General features: G+C 54.3%; 20 protein-coding genes and 2 pseudogenes. 15 read left to right on the forward strand and 7 right to left on the reverse strand.

All coding sequences use genetic code 11. From position 1 onward, the window contains the following. Positions 1–420: 420 nt before the first annotated feature. From AB1E33_RS20175 to AB1E33_RS20200, 6 genes and pseudogenes are all read left to right on the forward strand, one after another. Positions 421–900, forward strand: a complete 480-nt coding sequence (locus AB1E33_RS20175) for a GFA family protein (RefSeq protein WP_445758220.1) — start codon at positions 421–423, stop codon at positions 898–900. Continuing rightward, complete coding sequence (locus AB1E33_RS20180; protein ID WP_372579057.1) at positions 897–2,591, forward strand: adenylate/guanylate cyclase domain-containing protein; 1,695 nt, start codon at positions 897–899, stop codon at positions 2,589–2,591. Before AB1E33_RS20175 ends, AB1E33_RS20180 begins: the two co-directional genes overlap by 4 nt. Before the next feature lie 80 nt (positions 2,592–2,671). Further along, a pseudogene (locus tag AB1E33_RS20185) lies at positions 2,672–2,848 on the forward strand (transposase); the annotation flags it as partial. Between the two features lie 86 nt (positions 2,849–2,934). After that, positions 2,935–3,591 (forward strand): IS110 family transposase, encoded by a 657-nt coding sequence (locus AB1E33_RS20190; protein WP_372579058.1) that lies wholly within the window; start codon positions 2,935–2,937, stop codon positions 3,589–3,591. Continuing rightward, a complete protein-coding gene (locus tag AB1E33_RS20195) occupies positions 3,591–3,974 on the forward strand; it encodes a transposase (protein WP_372579059.1) in 384 nt (127 codons plus the stop codon). The genes AB1E33_RS20190 and AB1E33_RS20195 overlap by 1 nt, the downstream gene beginning before the upstream one ends. A gap of 218 nt (positions 3,975–4,192) precedes the next feature. Beyond that, a pseudogene (locus AB1E33_RS20200) lies at positions 4,193–4,779 on the forward strand (IS5 family transposase); the annotation flags it as partial. Between the two features lie 143 nt (positions 4,780–4,922). Here AB1E33_RS20200 and AB1E33_RS20205 read toward each other — a convergent pair. Continuing rightward, on the reverse strand, positions 4,923–5,822 hold the full coding sequence (locus tag AB1E33_RS20205; RefSeq protein WP_372579060.1) for a LysR substrate-binding domain-containing protein: 900 nt from the start codon (positions 5,820–5,822) through the stop codon (positions 4,923–4,925). Positions 5,823–6,005: 183 nt separating this feature from the next. Between AB1E33_RS20205 and AB1E33_RS20210 the strand changes: the two genes are divergently transcribed. After that, complete coding sequence (locus tag AB1E33_RS20210; protein WP_372579061.1) at positions 6,006–7,688, forward strand: sodium:solute symporter family protein; 1,683 nt, start codon at positions 6,006–6,008, stop codon at positions 7,686–7,688. Between the two features lie 21 nt (positions 7,689–7,709). Next, positions 7,710–7,829, forward strand: coding sequence for a putative transporter small subunit (locus AB1E33_RS20215; protein ID WP_372579062.1), 120 nt, complete (start codon positions 7,710–7,712; stop codon positions 7,827–7,829). A 97-nt stretch (positions 7,830–7,926) separates the two neighbouring features. Here the strand turns inward: AB1E33_RS20215 and AB1E33_RS20220 are convergent, their stop codons facing one another. Beyond that, complete coding sequence (locus AB1E33_RS20220; RefSeq protein ID WP_372579063.1) at positions 7,927–8,886, reverse strand: IS5 family transposase; 960 nt, start codon at positions 8,884–8,886, stop codon at positions 7,927–7,929. Between the two features lie 267 nt (positions 8,887–9,153). Here AB1E33_RS20220 and AB1E33_RS20225 point away from each other — a divergent pair, with 267 nt between their 5' ends. Next, on the forward strand, positions 9,154–9,369 hold the full coding sequence (locus tag AB1E33_RS20225; protein WP_372579064.1) for a DUF1127 domain-containing protein: 216 nt from the start codon (positions 9,154–9,156) through the stop codon (positions 9,367–9,369). A gap of 31 nt (positions 9,370–9,400) precedes the next feature. Here AB1E33_RS20225 and AB1E33_RS20230 read toward each other — a convergent pair whose 3' ends face one another. The 5 genes from AB1E33_RS20230 to AB1E33_RS20250 form a co-directional block, all read right to left on the reverse strand. Next, a complete protein-coding gene (locus AB1E33_RS20230) occupies positions 9,401–10,594 on the reverse strand; it encodes an alpha/beta hydrolase (RefSeq protein ID WP_372579065.1) in 1,194 nt (397 codons plus the stop codon). A gap of 322 nt (positions 10,595–10,916) precedes the next feature. Beyond that, complete coding sequence (locus tag AB1E33_RS20235; RefSeq protein WP_372579066.1) at positions 10,917–11,210, reverse strand: CcdB family protein; 294 nt, start codon at positions 11,208–11,210, stop codon at positions 10,917–10,919. A 12-nt stretch (positions 11,211–11,222) separates the two neighbouring features. Further along, positions 11,223–11,444, reverse strand: coding sequence for a type II toxin-antitoxin system CcdA family antitoxin (locus AB1E33_RS20240; RefSeq protein ID WP_372579067.1), 222 nt, complete (start codon positions 11,442–11,444; stop codon positions 11,223–11,225). Between the two features lie 234 nt (positions 11,445–11,678). Continuing rightward, positions 11,679–12,098 carry a DUF3010 family protein gene (locus tag AB1E33_RS20245; RefSeq protein ID WP_372579068.1) on the reverse strand — a complete coding sequence of 140 codons (420 nt, stop codon included), beginning with the start codon at positions 12,096–12,098 and terminating at the stop codon, positions 11,679–11,681. 402 nt (positions 12,099–12,500) lie between these two features. Next, complete coding sequence (locus tag AB1E33_RS20250; RefSeq protein WP_372579069.1) at positions 12,501–13,181, reverse strand: IS6 family transposase; 681 nt, start codon at positions 13,179–13,181, stop codon at positions 12,501–12,503. A 500-nt stretch (positions 13,182–13,681) separates the two neighbouring features. Here AB1E33_RS20250 and repA point away from each other — a divergent pair, with 500 nt between their 5' ends. The 6 genes from repA to AB1E33_RS20280 all read left to right on the forward strand — a co-directional run bounded on the left by repA (position 13,682) and on the right by AB1E33_RS20280 (position 19,451). Continuing rightward, positions 13,682–14,866 carry a plasmid partitioning protein RepA gene (gene repA / locus AB1E33_RS20255; RefSeq protein WP_372579070.1) on the forward strand — a complete coding sequence of 395 codons (1,185 nt, stop codon included), beginning with the start codon at positions 13,682–13,684 and terminating at the stop codon, positions 14,864–14,866. Next, positions 14,866–15,945: a ParB N-terminal domain-containing protein gene (locus AB1E33_RS20260; protein ID WP_372579071.1), complete on the forward strand. Its 1,080-nt coding sequence runs from the start codon at positions 14,866–14,868 to the stop codon at positions 15,943–15,945. The genes repA and AB1E33_RS20260 overlap by 1 nt, the downstream gene beginning before the upstream one ends. A gap of 204 nt (positions 15,946–16,149) precedes the next feature. Then, positions 16,150–17,202: a helix-turn-helix domain-containing protein gene (locus AB1E33_RS20265; RefSeq protein WP_372579072.1), complete on the forward strand. Its 1,053-nt coding sequence runs from the start codon at positions 16,150–16,152 to the stop codon at positions 17,200–17,202. Positions 17,203–17,413: 211 nt separating this feature from the next. Then, the gene (locus AB1E33_RS20270; protein ID WP_372579073.1) at positions 17,414–17,656 is read left to right on the forward strand and encodes a type II toxin-antitoxin system ParD family antitoxin; all 243 of its coding nucleotides are present in this window, start codon (positions 17,414–17,416) and stop codon (positions 17,654–17,656) included. After that, a complete protein-coding gene (locus AB1E33_RS20275; RefSeq protein ID WP_372579074.1) occupies positions 17,653–17,952 on the forward strand; it encodes a type II toxin-antitoxin system RelE/ParE family toxin in 300 nt (99 codons plus the stop codon). The genes AB1E33_RS20270 and AB1E33_RS20275 overlap by 4 nt, the downstream gene beginning before the upstream one ends. Before the next feature lie 113 nt (positions 17,953–18,065). Then, positions 18,066–19,451, forward strand: coding sequence for a transposase (locus AB1E33_RS20280; RefSeq protein WP_372579075.1), 1,386 nt, complete (start codon positions 18,066–18,068; stop codon positions 19,449–19,451). Positions 19,452–19,460: the final 9 nt, after the last annotated feature.

Here is a 19,460-nt window from a genome sequence, read left to right on the forward strand (position 1 = left end):
ACTCCGGCCAATTAGTCACCTTGTACTTGGCCGCCGCGAATTTGCCACGACGGCTGGCATTGAATTTGTGGGGCATACAAGGCAACCTTCGGTCTAACAGCACGCGGTTCCTCTACGAAATCGGCGACCCATGCAACAACGCTCGTTCTTGGCCAGATCGAGGCCGACTGTTGTAAGCTGCATTGGGTGGCTCCTTTCCTAGCAGTTCATGACAACTGCAGTATGGCGCATTGCGACGCCGGTGGAGCAGGAGCCATCCACCCCATCCCGCAAGTCGACACCGTTCGAAGTTCAGCAGCGGATATGAAGAAGCCACTTTGGGGCAGCACAATTGGGATGTATGTGTAGAAATGAATTGAGGAAGCGGGGTGTCCCTAGTGTGTTACAAAGAGCGCCCCTGATCGATTTGGGAAAAAGATGATGAGCGGCGGTTCTGAAACCTACCAAGGTATCTGCTATTGCGGCGCATGTAGTGTTTCTACCGTCGGTAAGCCGATGGTCATGGCTTATTGTCATTGCCACTCCTGCAGAAAATGGCATTCGGCGCCGGTCACTGCTTGGTGTCTCTGGTCGGCAGACAAGGTCTCGTTGACGGGACCGACGGTTCAATCGACCAATAATGATGAAAGCCATCGTGTTTCCTGCGGCAAATGCGGGGGGGCGTTGGTGAACATCAAACCTAGTAAGGACATTGTAGCGGTCTACGCGATGTCGCTGGCCGAATCCGGGTTGAGCTTCGAGCCGACTTTTCACATCTTCTACGGCGAGCGTGTTTTCGACATGGCCGATGGCCTGCCGAAGTGGAATACGGTTCCGACATCGTTCGGAGGAGATGGGGTCGCTGTGCCCGAACCGGACAGAACCGGTTGGATATCCTTGAACACGCGAGCCAAAGGGTGAAACGCAAACTCACTTCGATCTTGGCTGCCGACATTGTCGGCTTCTCGCGGCTTGTGGAGGCCGCCGAGGAAGCCACGCTGGTGCGTCAGAAAGAACTGCGCCTGTCCGTGTTTGACCCCGGCATCGAGCATGCTGGGGGTAAGATCATCAAGTCGACAGGCGACGGATTTCTGGCCGAGTTTTCAAGCGTGGTGGAAGCGGTGCGGTTCGCGATTTCGGCGCAAGAAGCGGTTCGCGCAGAGGAAGAATCCGCGCCTCAAGATCGGCAGATCAGTTACCGCATGGGCCTTCACATAGGCGACGTCGTTGTCGATGACGGTGACATTTATGGCGATGGTGTGAATCTCGCGGCTCGCTTAGAAGGCGCAGCCCCGACGGGCGGAGTCTGCATCTCCGCTGCCGTCCGTGATCAGATCGTTGGCGTAATGGACGAGTTGTTCACGGATGTCGGTGAGTTGACGCTGAAAAATATCTCGCGTCCGATCCGCGCATTTGTCTGGCCCCCCGACCAACGTGATGCAATGAACAATGCCACCACACCGCCCATCGGGGTAACATCCAAAAAACCAAAGATAGCCCTCGCTGCGTTCGAAGCGCTTGGCAACAATGACGATGCCAAGATGCTGGCCGAAGCCTGCAATCACACGGTAGAGGCGGCGCTTGCCAATCTGACGGGATTGGATCTGATCGCTCCCGACGCGGACCCGGATCATATCGCCACCGCAGTGTTTCAAGCCTCTGGCAACCAGGTCCGAGCCACCCTTAAGCTGCGTGAAACGAGTACATCGGCAACCTACCTGACCCAGAGGATGAACGGTGATCTTTCGGACCCCTTCGCAGCTGAGGATCTGTTGTCAGGGGAAATCGCGACAACGATCCGATACGGAATTCTGCAACGAATTGCTGAGCGCGCGGCTGAGACAGAAACAAACGATCCCGAGGCAATGCTGAACCTTGCAGGGCACTACATGATGGGATCGCAGCCTGAAGAATGGGAGGCGGCGGGCCGTCTGTTGGACAGGATCCTGACGGTCCAGCCACGCAATTTCATGGCCGTTGGGATGAAGGCGAACACGTTGATCGGCGAATTGGTATGGGGTTACCGTCCGATAAACCCCGAGGATATCGAAGCCGCCGACGCAGGGTTGAGCAAAGCGGTGTCGTTGAATGACCAAAGCGACTACGTGCACCTGATCCGGGGGATTTTTCACTACGGCATTACCGGCGATTTGGATGCGGCGGTGCGATGTGTTGAACGTGGGTTCGAAATCAATCCGCAGTTTGCCCAGGGGCATATGGTACTTGGCTGGATCCAGAACTTGATGGCCCAACCAGAGCTCGCACTGAAATCCATCAAAAAGGGGTCGTTTTCTCTTGCCAAGAACCGGATATATCACCGTGTCCCACAAGCCTTAGCCCAGACCTATCTGGTTATGGGCGATTTCGAGAATGCCATCGCCAACGCCAACCGAGCGCTGCAAAACTCGCCGGGGCTGCCGGTTGCGCAATTGTATCTTGCCAGCGCGGCTGGTCAGGCTGGCCTACCTGTTCAAGGAGAAAGGGCGCGGGATGCCCTTTTGGCGTCTGATCCGGACTTCCGGATTAGCGGCGTGCGCAGGTTCCATTTTCAGGACTCCACACGTTGGGACGCAATCCTGGATGGGCTGCGCGCGGTGGGGCTGCCCGAATAGCTGCTCACCCGAGTTAGGGTCAGGACGCATTGATTTCCGCCGCGCCGCATGATTCACGACTCCGAAAACGGAGCGTTGATATGAGCGATCTTTTCTGGCTGACCGACGCGCAAATGGCGCGTCTCAACCCCTTCTTTCCGAAGTCGCATGGTAAGCCTCGGGTTGATGACAAGCGGGTTCTGAGCGGTATTATCTTCATCAACCACAATGGGTTAAGGTGGCGCGATGCCCCTGCAGCCTATGGCCCGCACAAGACATGGTGTGATTGCGGCGGTCGCTCTCCGGGGGCGAACTAGGTCCGGTATGTTGGCCTCATAGATATAAGCCGCGAGGAGAACGACTTATGGAATACTATGTCGGTTTGGATGTGTCGCTGAAAGAGATTTCGATCTGCGCTGTAGACAGGGACGGCGAGACTGTGGCGCGTGGCGTCTGTCCCGCCGATCCCGAGGGCGTCGCGGGCTGGTTTCGCAACCGTGATCTCACGCCCCGACGGATCGTGCATGAAAGCGGAATGCTGTCGATCTGGTTGCAGCGCGGCCTCGCCGGCCTCGGTCTGCCTGCGACCTGCATTGATGCCCGCAAGGCGCACAAGAGCTTGTCGGCACGGCTCAACAAGTCGGATGCCGCCGACGCCGAAGGTCTGGCACAGCTTGCGCGCACCGGTTGGTTCACACCGGTTCACATCCGCAGCGAGGAGGCGGACCGGCTTCGCAGCTTGGTAGGCGCGCGGGGCCGGTTGATCCGGTTGCGCAAGGACCTCGAAGGTCACATCCGTGGCGTCCTCAAAACCTTCGGCATCCGTATGATCAGCATTGGCCAGGGGCGGCAGAGGCAAGCGTTCCGCGATCAACTGGCGGCAGCGGGCGAGACCGACCCGGTTCTGCGGGCCATAGCCGATGCCTTCATCGCTGCCCATGCCAAACTGTGCCAAGTGGCAGACGACCTGGATAAGGCGGTGAAAAAAGGGCCAAGGCCCATCCTGTCGCGCGCCGCCTGATGACAATCCCCGGCGTAGGTCCGGTCAACGCGCTCAGCTTCATAGCCCTGATTGATGATCCCGGTCGGTTCAGCCGGACGTCGGATGTGGGCGCTTTTCTTGGGCTGACGCCTAAGCGGCATCAGTCTGGCGAGGTGGATTGGTCGGGGCGCGTTTCGAAATGCGGTGACGGCGCGATGCGCGGGCTACTGTTCGAGGCGGCGTCATGCGTGATCCACCAGGTGAAACGTTTCTCGCGGCTGAAGAGCTGGGCCGTGCGACTGGCCGGACGGCGCGGCTTCCGCAAGGCGGCGGTCGCGACGGCCCGCAAAATCGCCGTGATCATGCTGACGCTGTGGAAAAACGAAACCGACTATCAATGGACACAGGAGGCCACCGCCTGATCTGAGTTCCCGCGCTTGAAGCGGGGAGCGCAGTCCCGACGGGACGGAGGTTGATCGATCTCGCTGTAGAGTATGGGATGGCCAGGTGCCACACCCCGCACAAGACATTGGAGACGATCCGCCACCGAAAACCATCATGAGGCGCTCAATGCGACCTCGAAGAGAACCATGACCCCGGACGGACATCACCCTCCCACGCTTGACAAAGCCGCAATCAGAGAACGCTCTACGGTCACTGGAAACGCTGGAGCGAGAAAGGTATCTTCGCGCGGATGATGGCGGGTCTGGCCGCCAAGCACGTTGAACAGAAGACCGTGATGATCGACGCGACCTACCTGAAGGCACATCGAACGGCGACCAGCATGGCCGCCAAAAAAGGGGGCGTGGCCGCCTGATCGGTAGAACCAAGGGTGGCATGAATACCAAGCTGCATGCCATCTGTGATAGCAAGGGACGCCCGCTCAACCTGTTCGTTACCACCGGGCAAGTCAGCGATTACATCGGTGCGCGGGCTCTGTTCAGCAGCATACCAAAGGTGGACTGGCTGCTCGGTGATCGTGGTTATGACGCTGATTGGTTCAGAGAAGCGTTGAAAGACAAAGGGATACGGTCGTGCATCCCTAGCCGAAGCCAGCGCAAGGTCACCGTCAAGTACGACAAGCGCAGATATAAGAGGCGCAATCGCATTGAGATAATGTTTGGCAGGCTCAAAGACTGGAGGCGCGTTGCAACCCGCTACGACCGCTGTCCAAAGGTATTCCTCTCTGCCATCGCCCTCGCGGCTATCGTCATCTATTGGTTTTGAATCCTGACCCTAGACCCGGTTGAATGCAATTGTGATACGTAAACAGGAATACGGCGCGGCCGACCTTGTTACTTCTACCGTCGCTCGCGTCGGAGTGAACGTTGGCGAAACCGCGATCACACTATCCGTGCAACATGTCCCCTTTAGGGCATATCAAGAATCCAGTTTTCCAGGATAGTTGCTTCTTGAGTCAATTTTACGCCTGAACGTTTCACAAGAAAGTACCCACGCCCGGTCTTAAGAGATACGTTTAAGGGCTGCACCAATAGTCCCGTTTCCAGTTGATGGTCCAGTAATCTGTCCCATCCGAGCGCAATCCCCTGCCCTGCACAAGCCGCCTGAACGAGAAGCGGCAAATTGTTGAACCCAAGTGACCGCATATTCTCGGAAAATGGAATCTTCTTTTTTGTGAACCATTGATGCCAATCGACCCAATCCCACCGGTCTCCTCGAAGATCGAGCAATGTGTGTTCGAGGAAATCGCTCGGGTCCGAAATTGTAGGGTTGCACTTCAAGTAATCTGGCGCACAGACGGGATAGATTTCTTCGGAGACCAGCAACGTGGTGTCAAACCCAGGCCAATTTCCATCACCGTATAACAGAGCCATGTCGACGCCAGGTTTTAGGCTGTCTTCCTCACTATCTGAAGCAATTATGTTTACCGATATTTCTGGAAACTGTGCCTGAAACTCTGGAAACCGAGGCATCAGCCACAAGTGGGCCATCGAGAGGTCTGCACCCAAAGTCAAGTCATGAGGTGTTGCGTCAACGCGTATCGCGCCGGCAGAATTTGCAAGCAGATCAAGCGCAACGGACACAGCATGCTGGAACTTTTGGCCGGTTTCAGTCAGTTCAACCCGTCTATGTGTCCGGTCGAACAGTTTTACCCCAAGATATTGTTCTAATATCTTAATTTGCCGACTTACCGCTGCTTGCGTAACAAACAATTCTTCTGCCGCGCGCGTGAAGCTTCGAAGACGCGCAGAGGCTTCGAATGCCGCAAGTGTCGTCATTGGAGGTAGCTGACTTCGAACCTTTTCCATAAGCTTTCCTGATGAGATAAGCACAGTTTAAATCGTTTGAGCGAATTCAAGCACAACTTTAACTTATGAATCACGGAAACATGGGCTGGGTTCAACTTACTCGTTCTGACGATTCTTAAAACCCTTTGTTCCGTCAGGGCAGGCACAAGCCTGCCGGAACTCGAACAACAGGGAGTTTGACCGATGCCTGATCCGGTATTTTTCCAGTTTTCAACGACCACTGTCCTAATACTATTGGCCGTTTTCTACGGCGCTACATTCTACATGTCGACCTATGTCAACGAAAAGGATGAGAACGTTGATGGCTTCATGGTCTCCAGCGGCGAAGTCGGTTTTGGGATTTCTGCCGCGAGTATGACTGCAACTTGGATATGGGCGGCGTCCTTCTATGGCGCAGCAATCTCCGGTTACAATTACGGCCTGTCTGGACCAATGCACTATGGGTTCTGGGGCGCCTTGATGATCCTCTTCATATACCCGTTCGGATTGCGCTTTAGGCAGCTTGCACCCAACGCCCATACACTGGCCGAGATCATGCACGCCCGCCACGGTTCCGGCAGTCAGTTGATCTTGGCTATTTCCAACCTTCTGGGCAGTGTGATCAGCCTAATGGTAAACTTCACCGCCGCGGGCGCACTGGTATCGGTGCTGTCACCGCTTTCTTTCCAAGCGGGCGTGCTCATCGCTGGGATCGGTGTTTTGTCCTATACGCTATGGTCCGGATTCCGTGCCTCCATTCTGACCGATTTCGCCCAGGTGGTCGCAATGATGTCTATTGCGGTAGTCATCATCCCTTGGGTCTATTTCAGTGCTGGGGGAAGCGAGGCCTTGTCTGCGGGACTGGCCAAAGTGACGGAACAGCAGGCTGACTTCTTCTCGACTACGGCAATCCTTGAACAAGGCGCACCGTTCTTTGTGGCGGTTTTGGCTTACGCCATCGGCAACCAAACCATTGCACAACGCCTCTTCGCTGTTCGGCAGGACCTGATCAAACCCACATTTGTCACGGCAACATTGGGTTATGGTTCGATCGTCATCGGCCTTGGCATGCTCGGGTTGATGGCGTTGCTATTGAGTGTAGCGCCACATGATGGTGATCTGAACAATATCATCCCCCAGATGGCTTCGGCCTATCTGCCGCCTGTCATGATTGGGTTGTTCTTCATTCTGGTGATTGGGTCTCTGTCATCGACAGCGGATTCCGATCTGTCGGCTCTTTCGGCGATCATGATGACCGATATCTATGGTCGCAATCTCGCCAAGGGTAATCCAAACCCGCGCAAGATGTTGCTGCTGGGGCGCTTGACGATGATCGTGGCCACCGTCGCGGGGTTGATCCTGGCGAGCTTCTCACTCGACATTCTGGTGATGCTGGTATTCGTCGGCGCGCTTTGGGGCGCCATCGTGTTTCCGGTTATTGCAAGTTGCTACTGGAACCGTGTCACCAATACGGCCTTTATCTGGGCCGTGGTAGGCGGATTGATCCTGTTCACCATCGTACGCTTCGAAGTTCTGCCACTCGTCGGTGTTGTGGGCGCGTTCTTTGAGATCGTCGCGGCAGTAGGCGGTGGTGTGGTTCTGGCCCTGATGGCTTTTGGATTCTTCGGCCGCATCGTTGGGTTGCTGGTTGGCGTAGTGGGATTTGTGGTCTGCGTCATCTACTTCAACAGCTTTCTGCGGGATTACACGGTCCTTTTGGGGTCACTGACCGCTTATGGAGCGAGCACGATCATCTGCGTTGCCCTAAGCCTGATGGGCAAGGAAGAGTTCGATTTCGACTTAATCAACGAACGTGTCACGAGCTTTGACGATGACGCAGCGATGGCGGCTGTCCGAGCCGTGGATGAACAACTGAAACACACTTGAGAAAACCGAAAGGAACATACCATGCTGACATTCTATATCCTTATCTGGCCGACCATTTCCGCCGTCGTCTTGGTCTTGATCGTGACAACTTTCTTGCGCGAGTTACGTCAGGCAAAAAAGGAAGGTAGAAAAGTCGTCTAAGTCAGTGACCGGGGCGTCAGCGCCTCGGTCACTCCGGTACTTCCGACCGTGTTGCACGGATCATAAGTGAGGCGAGATTGCCCCAAACCCCATAACTTTAGAAGACGCGTTGATATTCCGCACGACCGAGAGATGTCATGCGGTTGAGTGCCTTTGATGCAATCTTCGCTTCGGCTATTTGACGGTCGAAATCACGTGCTTGCAGGCGATCACCGAAAACTTGTTTCCATCTGCTGATCTGGGCTTCAACTTGTGATCGTTGGTTGTATCCCGTCTCCGTTTGCCAGTTCATTCGGCCGTGTTCAGCGATGGCAGCGATGTGTCGATTGCGCCGTGCATTCTCGCCGCGAACCGCGGTCTTCGGTGGAGGGATAATGATCTCTATCCCAGACCCGAACCTTTCCTCCAGGCACTCAACTACCCCTTGGCCGTCATAGGCGCCATCTGCCAGAAACCGGCTCACATCGGCATCAATGTCAGCAATCAAGTCTGGCAGCGCCGTCTCATCGCCCACGTGTTCGGTGGTCAGCTCCGTGGCAGCGATGCCGCCTGTCTCCGGAGCAAGGGCGATGTGGAGCTTGCGCCATGTTTTACGGGCCTTCCTGATGCCGTGTTTTTCTGTATGCCAGCCATTGTCGCCACGCACTTTCAGACCCGTGCTATCCACAATGAGTGTGATTGGCTGACTCGCAGCTCGCCGACCTTGGGCAATCTTCAAACCCTTGCCACGTCGCGACAAGGTCGAGAAATCCGGCACTACGAGGTCCACACCCATCAGCCTGGCAATCGATCGCACAAAGCCCTGAGTTTGCCTGAGCGCAAGTCGAAACACGACCCGCAGAGTGAGGCAAATCTCGATTGCCAGATCAGAGTACCGCGACTGACCACCGCGTGTCTTGCGGCGCGGCGATCTCCATTTCTGCACCACATCATCAGCCACCCAGATCGTCACGTCACCTCGACGCCGGAGACTTTCATTGTATTCCGAGCAGTTCGTGACCCAGTACTTTGCTTTTTCAAACTTATCGCGACGGGCATCATTGAATTTGTAGGGCATCTACCGTCGCTCGCGTCAGAGTGAACGCCGGAGATACTGCGGCTCTGCGATCTATGCAACAAGGTCGTTTTCCTCCAATCTGTGTGCACCAAGCCGTTACAATTCAATAGCTTATCGGAAGCCTTCCAGAAACCACGCGATTTCCCCAAGAAATCTCCATACCGTCTCAAAGATTCCGTTCGCGCGGCGGTCTAAAACATATTCATCGAACAAACGAAACACACAACGGTCATCTACCGATTGCGGCTCACTAGAAGGAAAAGGAAAATGTCCACAGATACCAAGTTTTCAATGGCACGCACGGTTCAGTTTGACTCACAAGGCAGCGAGGGAATCTTTGCCCGGCTGGCGAAAAAATTTCGCTACATGCGCGATTGTAAGAAGCTTGAAGGAATGAGCGACCTGGCCCTGCAAGACATGGGTATCACGCGTCAGGACATCGCCCGTCTCAAAGACGAGACGCGTCGGTTACCAATGAATTGACTTTCGCTTAGGCTGAAACCGCTGCAGCCCATCATTCGGCGAGAAACTCTGAAATTAATTCTGTGCACCGTTGCCAGGCCGGATCGGACTCAGGCATCAAGTGGTTGGTTGTGTCCAGCGTCGCGAATCGCGCGCCTTTGATGCCTGCAGCCAATTCCCTGCCCTGGTCATAGGGAGCGGCCACATCCCCGCGAGCATGGATGACGAGGGTCGGAGCTTTGACTTTGCTTAGTAGCGGCCGAATGTCCTCGCTCGCTCCCGCAACCAGCATCTCGGCTGCATTTTCTGATGATGTGGTCTTTCTTTGCAGATCGGTAAACCAACTCTGACTTTCGGCTGGCGCATCGGGCATGTACATATTCGTGAACAATTGCCGGATGGCCTGGTTGTCCTTTCCCCACCAGTGCTTGATCATGTCGTGTGCCGCCTGACGAAACACCATGCCTTCCGGGTCGTCCTCGCGGAGTTGCCAACCACGCGCATACCCCCCTAACAGGATCAGCTTATTGACGCGCTCAGGATATTTTGCAGCATAGGCAACGCCTCTCATGCATCCCTGCGATATCCCGATAATTGAGAATTTCTCGAGCTCAAGAGCACCAACAACCGCCTCCAAATCCTCCATCTGGCGCTCGAAGCTATGATCGTTCACGTTCCAGTCTGACAGCCCATTGCCTCGTGCATCGTAGCGGATAAGGCGGCGCCCTCGAACAAGACTGCTAAAGTAATGGCTCCAGACCGGGCTTTCCCAATCGAATTCCAGGTGGCTCAGCCAATTGGCCGCCTTTACGAGCGGTTGTCCCGATCCCGCAGTAGCATAGGCGATCTGCGCCCCGTCCGCGCTTTGGCAAAAGCGGACTTCCTGGGAGGTCGTTGTCCCTTGGCCCGCAAGGCGGTCGACGGGCTGCGCAGTGCTCAGCACAACGTCCGGATAGACAAATCGGAATCCATGACCGTGAACCGTGCGAATGAATCGCTGATCGCTGCCGTTATCGCCAAGTGCCTTACGGGCTGCGCTTACGCTACTTGAGACAGCCGCATCCGAAATGAACCGACCATCCCATACAACGGAAATCAGCTCATCCTTGGAAACCACCTTCTCTCGATTTTCGAGCAGATGCACCAAAACGTTGAACACCTTCGGTTCGATGCGGACCGATTGATTGTTGTTTCTTAACTCTCGCGTATCTTTGTCGATTAAGAACGTATCAAAGGCGAATGTCACTGGGCTCTGGCTTTGCGGTCTGTGGGTTATCAAGTCATCCCCGTCTCTTCTCCCAACACCATACCCTGGCACTTACGGCAATCATATACTCTGAAGGATTTGTCGCGATTTCGAACCTTGATGGGTCTTCTTTAACAGCTGATTTCAGTCGTTGTGCCGTGCCCCTACCCTCCTGACGTGCAGAATTCAGCGATTTTGGTTGCCACCTGATTCTTTCGTGGGATCCTTCATCACATACGATAAGTATCGCTTATCGCGCCTCATTGATTTTCCGAGAAATCTGCGAGCTGCAGGCAGGAGAAAGCCACGTGCCAACCTCGGTTCAAACCCCATCGATCAGGATATCCAGCGCCCGCTTCAGCGCGTCCCGCTCAGCGGCCAGTGATGACACGCAATCGTGCAATTCCGCACCTGGCACTGCGGCCAGCTCCTGCACCCGCACGATCCAGGCTCCGTCGTCCACAATAACGCGTGGCGTCAGTCCCGGAAACGCTGCATAGCGCCCCTCTTCGCGCAGTGGAGCAACGATGCGAGAGGCCTCGATCCCAATCAAATCGGTTTGCAAATCCACCACCAGGAGCCCATCAGACAGGCGATAGACGTCGAACTGTGCCATGCAGACTCCCGTTCAGAATGATCGGAACCGTGCCAGGGGCAGCCCCTCGCGTTCCACTTCCTCGGCATAGGCCGCCAGGGCATCGCGATTGTCCTCACGCCAGCGGCGATTGCGCGCCTCCCGCGCTTCTTCGGCAATGGCCTTCTCCGCTACCCGCGACATGTTTACGCCGAGTTTGCGCGCTTCCCGCGACAGGTCTGCATCGATGGTTAGATTCACTTTAACACGCCCCATTTCAGGCTCCGATACTATCCGTATGAATTAGGAGTGTATCTGAGGCGTGTCTAATTCGCAAGATCGTCGGCCCTGCTCCGCTGGACCGTATTGCACGGATCTAGATTGGTATGAGAGGTCCCCATCCCGCATGTGGCTATGAACTGCGCGTATAGATCGGATGACCGATTTGGGTCATGCACTTCATCAATGCCTGCCTGCGTATTGTGAGAGACAGCGCACCAGAATTGGGATCTAACCCTTAGCCAATGCGTAGGCGCCCGCAAGAAAGGCATTCTTCAAGTAGACAGGCAGCTTCTCTGGGTACGCTTCGACTTCCTTCTTAGCAAAATGAGATAGTGCCACAGGGTTGACGAACCTCGTTTGACTTCCTTCCACAAGCTGGATCAGAGTTTCGATTTTGAAGGATACGGCTCCACCGGCCATTCTACCTTTCTTGGCACGTGTCTTAATCACGAATGTTTCAATTTCGTTTTCGCGGCAAAACTCGTGAAGAGCAGCTAGAAATGATCGAAGATCAGCCTCGGATGTGTCGTCCTCGAGCTCTATCCGGGTGGTCTTTGGTCGAAGCATTTCTATGCTGCCGTCATCATTTTTGCAGACGACGGCAAGCCGAACCTCCTTTGCTGATATTTCACACCCGCATATTCTCATGTGTTGTTCCTTCAAGAGACTAATTCACAATAAGGCTCTTTTGAACTTAAGATTCAAACCTCAGCCAAACGCTGGAAGAAGCTGCTCCGAAATCTAGAAGGGCAAGGTCGTGCGTACAAGAGATCGCTATGCCCAAGCCGAGCTCCTCGCTTCTTGTGTGCTGCTGGCGTGCCACCGAGTGCTTTCAGTAGGCATTACATGAGATACTGGTCGCAGGGTCCGCCACGTTCAGAAAAGGCGGGTGCCGTAGTTTTCCCATGTTCTGCCGGGCTGCACACGGAACAAAATTCAGCCCCCCTACCCTTCTTCGCTTTGCCGCGCCTTTGGATAGTTCAAGTCGTAAGTCCCTGCTCTTTCGCGAACATTGGCGTGGTTCAAAGCCATCGCTTTGACTGGGCGTCATTATCCTGTGAGCTCTGCAAATCGACGGAATCCGCTTGTCGCAGGTCCGAGCTTCCCCTTTCGGATCATGTTGGCTGCCTCGATCCCCGCAAGTGTCGCTGCTGCTGATGCAAAGCTTTTGAAGCCGAGCATCGGCCTCGTGAGCCGCTTGATGAACCGGTGATCCTGCTCGATTATGTTGTTCAGGTACTTTGATCTGACAGTGTCGATCTTAACCGGTATCTGCAATCGCTTGAAGATCTTGTTCACCTCCTTGATCCCGGCCGCGTTGCTTCTGCTCTTGTCGATGGTGATCCGTTTCGGAATGCCATTGTTGGACAAAGCATTGGCGAAGAATTTTTTTGCGGCCTTCGTGTCGCGCTTCTCTGAAAGCCTGAAATCAAGGGTTTTCCCGTCACGGTCCACAGCGCGGTACAAATTGACCCATTCACCACGGACTTTGACATAGGTTTCATCCATGCGCCAAGATTCAGCGGTGATAGCCTTCCGTTTCTGGGCCTCGCAAGCGGCCTCACGTGAATACTTCACGACCCAGCGGTTCAGCGTCGCGCGATCAACCGTCACTCCACATTCCGCCATGATCTCTTCCAGGTCGCGGCACGAGACGCCGTACCGGACGTAGAAATAGACCGCGAACAGAATCACCGATTGCGGATTGTGCGCACCTTTGCAGTCGATCATCGGGTATTCCTAAACTCCGTCAAATACCAACCAGCCAGTGGATCAAACCACACCAAGGCACAACCTGCCGATCAAAGATTGCGACAAAGTCCCAGAACATCTGGCGGCTGGCTGCATGCCAAAATCCAGCCTGCACAACACGTCAGCCGGACACACTGCTGACGGAGGTCAACCTGGGATTCTTTTCCGACATGGACGTGATCCCACTGGTTTTTCTGCGAGGCGCGGTCTGCGAGTTCAGGACTATCTCGAGTTCAACCGACAGATCCCAGATCCGCTTCTTCAGGCATTTTCGGCTCGCCAGGACGTTGGTTTCGGGCTTCCATAGGCTGAAAGTGCGCAGATTCACCGCTTCACAACTGTGAAGCCTAGAATATCAACATGTAGTGCAACTCATAAACTCATTACCCTACATATAAAAAGTCGTTGACATGAATCACCTCATCGGGTCTCTCTAATAGTAGAGCGGCAAACGCCAAACCGAGCAGATTGAGGTAACTATGATCCCGACCAATCCGATTGCGTCGACATCTCCAGTCGATATCGCAGCTGAGATCAGCACGCGCTTGAATATGGCGATCAAGGAACATCTCCTTGCAGCCTACGCGCCCGACTCTAACAAGCAACTCAGACTCTTTCCAGCAACCGAGGCCTGTGACCTTCTCGACATCAGTCATCAATACCTGAGAAAGGCAACTGCAGAAGGAAAAGTTTCGGAAGCATCGGAGATTAGAGGCGGCCGTCGCTACTACTCCGGACAAGAGATTATTCAGCTTCGGCGCGATCTGGATAGCCACGCCAAGAAGCCCGGTCGCTATGTGCCTCGCCGTCGTGATGGCGAGCACCTACAACGAATTCAGGTGATGAATTTCAAAGGCGGCAGCTCCAAATCGACAACTTGCATTCATCTGGCGCACTATCTCGCCCTCCAGGGCTATCGTGTGCTAGCAATCGATCTCGACCCGCAAGCCTCTCTGACATCAATGTGCGGTCTACAGACAGAACTCGATCAGGACATCGAGACTGTTTATGATGCGATCACGTACAATGATCCGATCCCCATGACTGATGTCGTCAGGCAGACTTATTTCCCAAACCTAGCAATAGCGCCAGGTGGGTTGATGCTCTCGGAATTCGAGACAGAAGCAGCGAAACTGAACAGCCTTGATGAGCCATTCTTCATGCGACTGCATGATGCGATTATGAGTGTCGAAGCTGATTATGACGTGGTGATCATCGATAGCCCTCCATCCCTCGGCTTTATTACGATGTCAGGCATGGCCTCCGCGACGTCTGTTGTCGTTCCACTTACCCCCAGTATGCTGGATGTGGCGAGTACCGCCCAATTCCTCCAAATGGCCAGCAGTTACATGGAAGTAATCCAAGATATTGGCGCCGAACTAAGTTACGATGAATTCCGGCTGCTGGTAACACGGGATGAGCCAACAGACATCCCGTCTCAAACTATTGTTTCATTCCTACGCGCCCTGTTCCAAGAGCGCGTCATGATGGCAACGAGCTTAAAATCTACAGCGATTGCTGATGCCGTAATGCTTCAGCAGAGCATCTACGAATTGAACCGGAGTGACATCACACGGTCCACATATGATCGCGCTAAGGCCAGCATGGATGCTGTGGGCACTGAAGTAGAGAAGATGATCTTGGCATCATGGGGGCGTGAATAATGGCCACCAAAAAGAAGAGAAACCCAGGTGCGAGCCTGATGGGTGCATTGCAGTCTCCGTCGGCTGAGATGTTAGCTGCAAAACCCAAAGAAGAGCCTAGAAAAACTCCAACCGCTCCTGGCATTCAACTGATTGAAAAAACGTACAATGCCGTGCGAGAAATCGATCCAAACTTAATTGATGACTCTGCATTCACCGACCGGCTAGAGCTATTCACAATTGTGAAGTCTACTGAATCTATAACCGAGGATCAGGACGATGACCATCAAGATGGATCGCTGGATCAATTGGTCGACAGCATTCAAACTCATGGTCAAAAAGTTCCAATCTTGGTACGAAACTCAACTAAGGAAAAAGGGCGCTACGAGGTCATCTTTGGCCGTCGTAGACTTGCAGCCATCCGCTATATTCGGGCTAACCCGAGAATCGACATGGAGGATGAAGACAGAAACCTTAGGATCAAGGCCAATATCGAAACCAAGGCAGATGGGCAATCAGACAAGGATTTTGACAACCAATCACTTGTCACCCAGGCACTTGAGAATGCGGCCCGAAAGAACCTATCCGCATATGAAAAAGCGCGCTTTGCCGACATCATTCATTCCACCGGTATCGAAAAGAAGGAGGTTGCTCGTATGATGAACATGTCAGCGACCAACCTTTCCAACCTACTTAAGATCACTCGCATCGTGCCCGATTCCCTAGGAGATATGATCGGAGCCGCATCCGGCAGCGGCCGACCCAAATGGGAGGCCCTGGCAGCTGGACTGGAAAACAAAATCATCACCGCCCAAGAGGCAACAAGACTGCTGAAGGAAATGGGCCCCACACGCACATCTGATGACCGCCTCAACACTCTCCTGTTTGAAATCAAGAGAAAATCAGAAAAGAAGATCTTACAGGAGGTGCGCACACTTAACGGAATTGCGAAGGTTCAGAGGGGGTCGTCGGGTCTGAAACTCACAGTAACCGACACAAAAACCACGGCAGGTTTCGCTGATTGGCTCGATTTGAACATCGAGAAAATTATGGAAGAATCCCTGAAGAGGTTCAAAGCTGAGAACCCTGGGAAGAACTGACTTCACAATTGTGAAGTCCGAATGAGGCAACGAGCAGAAAGGAGATTGCGGAAAAAGAAAACCCTCGAAACCAGAGGCTCCGAGGGTTGCACCACATCTCTGTGGAATTAGTCTAAGCATCTAATTTTTAGCAGCCCACGAATCACTTCACAACAAAAAACGTCTTTGGGCGAACGAGATTTCTTGGTCTGCTGGCAAAAATCCATGAAGACAGTGAAAAATTTCGCTCCAAATGGAGCAGCCGGGCCAACCGCCGGGCACGGAAGTATTGCGCCCAAGTGGTTTCAACTCCGCGCAATTGAGGAAGCCAGAGAACCACTTGGGCTGAGAGCGACAAGCATCTCGATTTTGCGGGCCATGCTCAGCTTCATGTCCGCTGATCGAGTCAGTGAGATAGCGGATGATCACCACATCGTTTATGCCAGCAACGCCGCAATAGCCGAGCGCGCTCATGTTAGTGTCCAAACCGTTGAGCGCCATGTGGCAAGACTGGTGAGTATTGGCGTGATCCAGCGCTTCGCAGCAGCCAATGGCAAACGCTGGGTCCGAAGAAACAGGGCAGGGCAGGTAACACTGGTCAGCGGCCTCTCACTATTACCGCTCGCCACCCGTCACGCTGAGTTCACAGCATTGGCAACCAGATACCACCGTTCACAGGAGGCACTCCAACTGTTGCGAGATCAATGCACACTTGCAATCGGACGCCTGCAGGAGACCGTCACAGAGGGTATTCAGGATCTACTGGATCGTGCCCGCCGCATCTTACGCCGTCAGCCAAAACAAGATGCGCTCCAGGGCCTGCTGGACGATATCAATGCACTTGCGTCTGTGGAAATCCATCCATCAGAAATCCATGAGCCCATCAAATTGAGGGATGGCGACAGGGAAATTGAGGGGCATAAAGAGCATTCATTGAATCAGAAGTGTAAAAAGAGAGAAATTTCTCAGATTCAGGTGACCCAAGACCAAATGGAGCATGCATTCCCTCGGCTGTGCACCGAATTGCGGTTTGCACGAGATCAGGCACACTGTGATCGACTGATGGACCAGCTAGCTGACCATTTGCTGCTTGGAGAGACTTGGTATTCAATGAAAGCTGAACACGGCCCAGCGATGCGCTTCATTATTCTCGGGTACATCTTGCAACGCGCAGAGGAAATTCGAAGCCACAGAGCGTACTTCACATCATTGATCAGCAAAATTGAGGAAGGGGAGATGAAGCCAACAGCGCTGCTGGGGCGACACAAAGCCGGGTAGGGCGGGTGGAATTGCACTACAGCTGTTCTGCGCGACGCCCTGGAGGAAGATCCATAACTATATCCGGCCAAAACCAGTCGATCTCGCTCACTATCTGTTGCACGAGGTCTGAATACGGCGGGGCAGGAGACCAGATATTGCAGATAACGATGTGGGAAGAGCTCCGCGTTCGGCGATTGACAATCTTTGCCAAAACCACCAGATTACCCACATGGCAACAATGAACGTATCCCTACCAGACCCGATGAAATCCTGGGTCGAATCCCGTACAAAAGACGGCCGCTACAGCAATGTCAGTGACTATGTCCGTGACCTGATCCGCAAAGATCAGGAGCGGGAAACGGCGATAATGGAACTTCAGGGTTTGATCGAAGATGGGACTAATAGCGGTGGACCTCGACCGTTCGACATGTCGGGCTTCGTCGAACGCAAGATTGCTGAACGCGACAATTGATCCGCAAGGTTGAACTGCGTCCTAGAGCTGAGGCCGATCTGGATGAAATTTGGGCCCATACAGTAGAAGCCTGGTCTGTGGCCCAAGCGAAGGCTTATCTGACCGGATTGGGTGCCTCGCTTGAGTTGATCGCGGAGTTCCCTGATTTGGCCAGATTGCGAGTGGAGTTCACACCTGCGGTACGGATTCATCCTTACAAGAAGCACCTAATCATCTTCCAATCTGACGAGACTGTAGTTGATGTCCTTCGTATCGTTCACAGCAGGCGAAATTGGTCAGATTTCCTAGCGGATTGAGCGCGTTGGTAATGCATATCGATCGGAAGATGGGCGTATTTTGTTGAAAAACTCCTGCTTGATCGACAGGTGGACTGCTGATTCAATTCCCGTATCGAGCGGGAGGATTGAGGATGCTGGGACCGAAGCAAGAGGCGCAAGCTGCGCTGTTCTATGAGTTCTCGCTGGAAGATCATGTCCCGCAAGATCACCTATTGCGATCGATTGACAGGTTTGTCGATCTGAACAGCATTCGCGCCCATTTGGCTGACTTCTACAGTCACACCGGGCGTCCATCGGTCGACCCGGAGCTGCTGATCCGGATGCTTCTGGTGGGCTATTGCTTTGGTATCCGCTCCGAGCGACGGCTGTGTGAGGAGGTGCATTTGAATCTGGCATACCGCTGGTTTTGCCGCCTCGACCTGAATGACCGCATCCCGGATCATTCAACATTCTCGAAGAACCGACATGGACGGTTCCGCGAGAGTGAACTGCTGCGTCATCTGTTTGAGACGACCGTTGCCCGCTGCATCGCGGAAGGTCTGGTCAGCGGCCAGCGCATGGCGGTCGATGCCAGCCTGATCGAGGCGGATGCCAACAAGCAGAACTCGACGCCGAAGGAAGACTGGGATGCGTCGACCATCAATCCCGCCGACACGCCCCGCGCAGTTCGTGAGTATCTCGATACGCTGGACGAGGCTGCATTTGGCGCTGCCAGCGATGTCCAACCCAAGTTCACCTCGCATTCCGATCCGGCCAGTCAGTGGACTGCGGCTCGCAAAGGGCCTGCTTTCTTCAGCTATTCCGACAATTACCTCATCGACACGGATCATGGTGTTATCTTGGACGTCGAAGGCACTCGTTCGATCCGGCAAGCTGAGGTAGGATCGACGGAGACCATGCTGACACGGGTGAAAGACAAGTTCGGCCTGATCCCAGACTGGATGATCGCCGATACCGCCTACGGCTCTGGCCCGATGCTCGGCTGGCTCGTAGATCGCGAAATCGATCCTTACATCCCGGTAATCGACAAGGCCGGACGCCCCGACGGCACCTGGACACGCACAGATTTCGAATGGGACGCTGAGAATGACCAATATATCTGCCCAGAGGGTCACGCGCTTAAACAGTTCCGCCGGAATTACTCTGATCCAAACCGGGGGCCGACCGGCAAAGGCACAGCTCGCTATCGCGCCTTGAAAGATGTCTGCCAGGCTTGCCCCTCGAAAGCCAAATGCTGCCCCAACGCCGACGCTAGATCGATCACTCGTGAAGAGCACGAAGATGCGCGTCAGGTCGCCAGGGATTTGGCCAAGACCGAAGAATACGAGATCGCGATGAAGCTCAGAAAGAAAGTCGAGATGCTCTTCGCCCACCTCAAGCGTATTCTCGGGCTGGGGCGATTGCGATTACGTGGCCCGTGCGGCGCAAATGACGAATTCCTCCTCGCCGCCACCGCCCAAAACCTCCGGAAACTGGCCAAGATCTTTCCTGCACCGCAGCAAACCCGCAAAGTCTGACCAGAAAGG

Source organism: Ruegeria hyattellae (genome assembly GCF_041537925.1).
GTDB lineage: Bacteria > Pseudomonadota > Alphaproteobacteria > Rhodobacterales > Rhodobacteraceae > Ruegeria_C.

Coding starts and splice junctions, on each gene's coding strand:
- AB1E33_RS20260 (WP_372579071.1), top strand. CDS start 14,866: ATGGCCACCAAAAAGAAGAGAAACCCAGGTGCGAGCCTGATGGGTGCA.
- AB1E33_RS20190 (WP_372579058.1), top strand. CDS start 2,935: ATGGAATACTATGTCGGTTTGGATGTGTCGCTGAAAGAGATTTCGATC.
- AB1E33_RS20195 (WP_372579059.1), top strand. CDS start 3,591: ATGACAATCCCCGGCGTAGGTCCGGTCAACGCGCTCAGCTTCATAGCC.
- AB1E33_RS20280 (WP_372579075.1), top strand. CDS start 18,066: ATGCTGGGACCGAAGCAAGAGGCGCAAGCTGCGCTGTTCTATGAGTTC.
- AB1E33_RS20175 (WP_445758220.1), top strand. CDS start 421: ATGAGCGGCGGTTCTGAAACCTACCAAGGTATCTGCTATTGCGGCGCA.
- AB1E33_RS20265 (WP_372579072.1), top strand. CDS start 16,150: ATGAAGACAGTGAAAAATTTCGCTCCAAATGGAGCAGCCGGGCCAACC.
- AB1E33_RS20235 (WP_372579066.1), bottom strand. CDS start 11,210: ATGGCACAGTTCGACGTCTATCGCCTGTCTGATGGGCTCCTGGTGGTG.
- AB1E33_RS20270 (WP_372579073.1), top strand. CDS start 17,414: ATGGCAACAATGAACGTATCCCTACCAGACCCGATGAAATCCTGGGTC.
- AB1E33_RS20245 (WP_372579068.1), bottom strand. CDS start 12,098: ATGAGAATATGCGGGTGTGAAATATCAGCAAAGGAGGTTCGGCTTGCC.
- AB1E33_RS20225 (WP_372579064.1), top strand. CDS start 9,154: ATGTCCACAGATACCAAGTTTTCAATGGCACGCACGGTTCAGTTTGAC.
- AB1E33_RS20210 (WP_372579061.1), top strand. CDS start 6,006: ATGCCTGATCCGGTATTTTTCCAGTTTTCAACGACCACTGTCCTAATA.
- repA (WP_372579070.1), top strand. CDS start 13,682: ATGATCCCGACCAATCCGATTGCGTCGACATCTCCAGTCGATATCGCA.
- AB1E33_RS20215 (WP_372579062.1), top strand. CDS start 7,710: ATGCTGACATTCTATATCCTTATCTGGCCGACCATTTCCGCCGTCGTC.
- AB1E33_RS20250 (WP_372579069.1), bottom strand. CDS start 13,181: ATGATCGACTGCAAAGGTGCGCACAATCCGCAATCGGTGATTCTGTTC.
- AB1E33_RS20205 (WP_372579060.1), bottom strand. CDS start 5,822: ATGGAAAAGGTTCGAAGTCAGCTACCTCCAATGACGACACTTGCGGCA.
- AB1E33_RS20240 (WP_372579067.1), bottom strand. CDS start 11,444: ATGGGGCGTGTTAAAGTGAATCTAACCATCGATGCAGACCTGTCGCGG.
- AB1E33_RS20220 (WP_372579063.1), bottom strand. CDS start 8,886: ATGCCCTACAAATTCAATGATGCCCGTCGCGATAAGTTTGAAAAAGCA.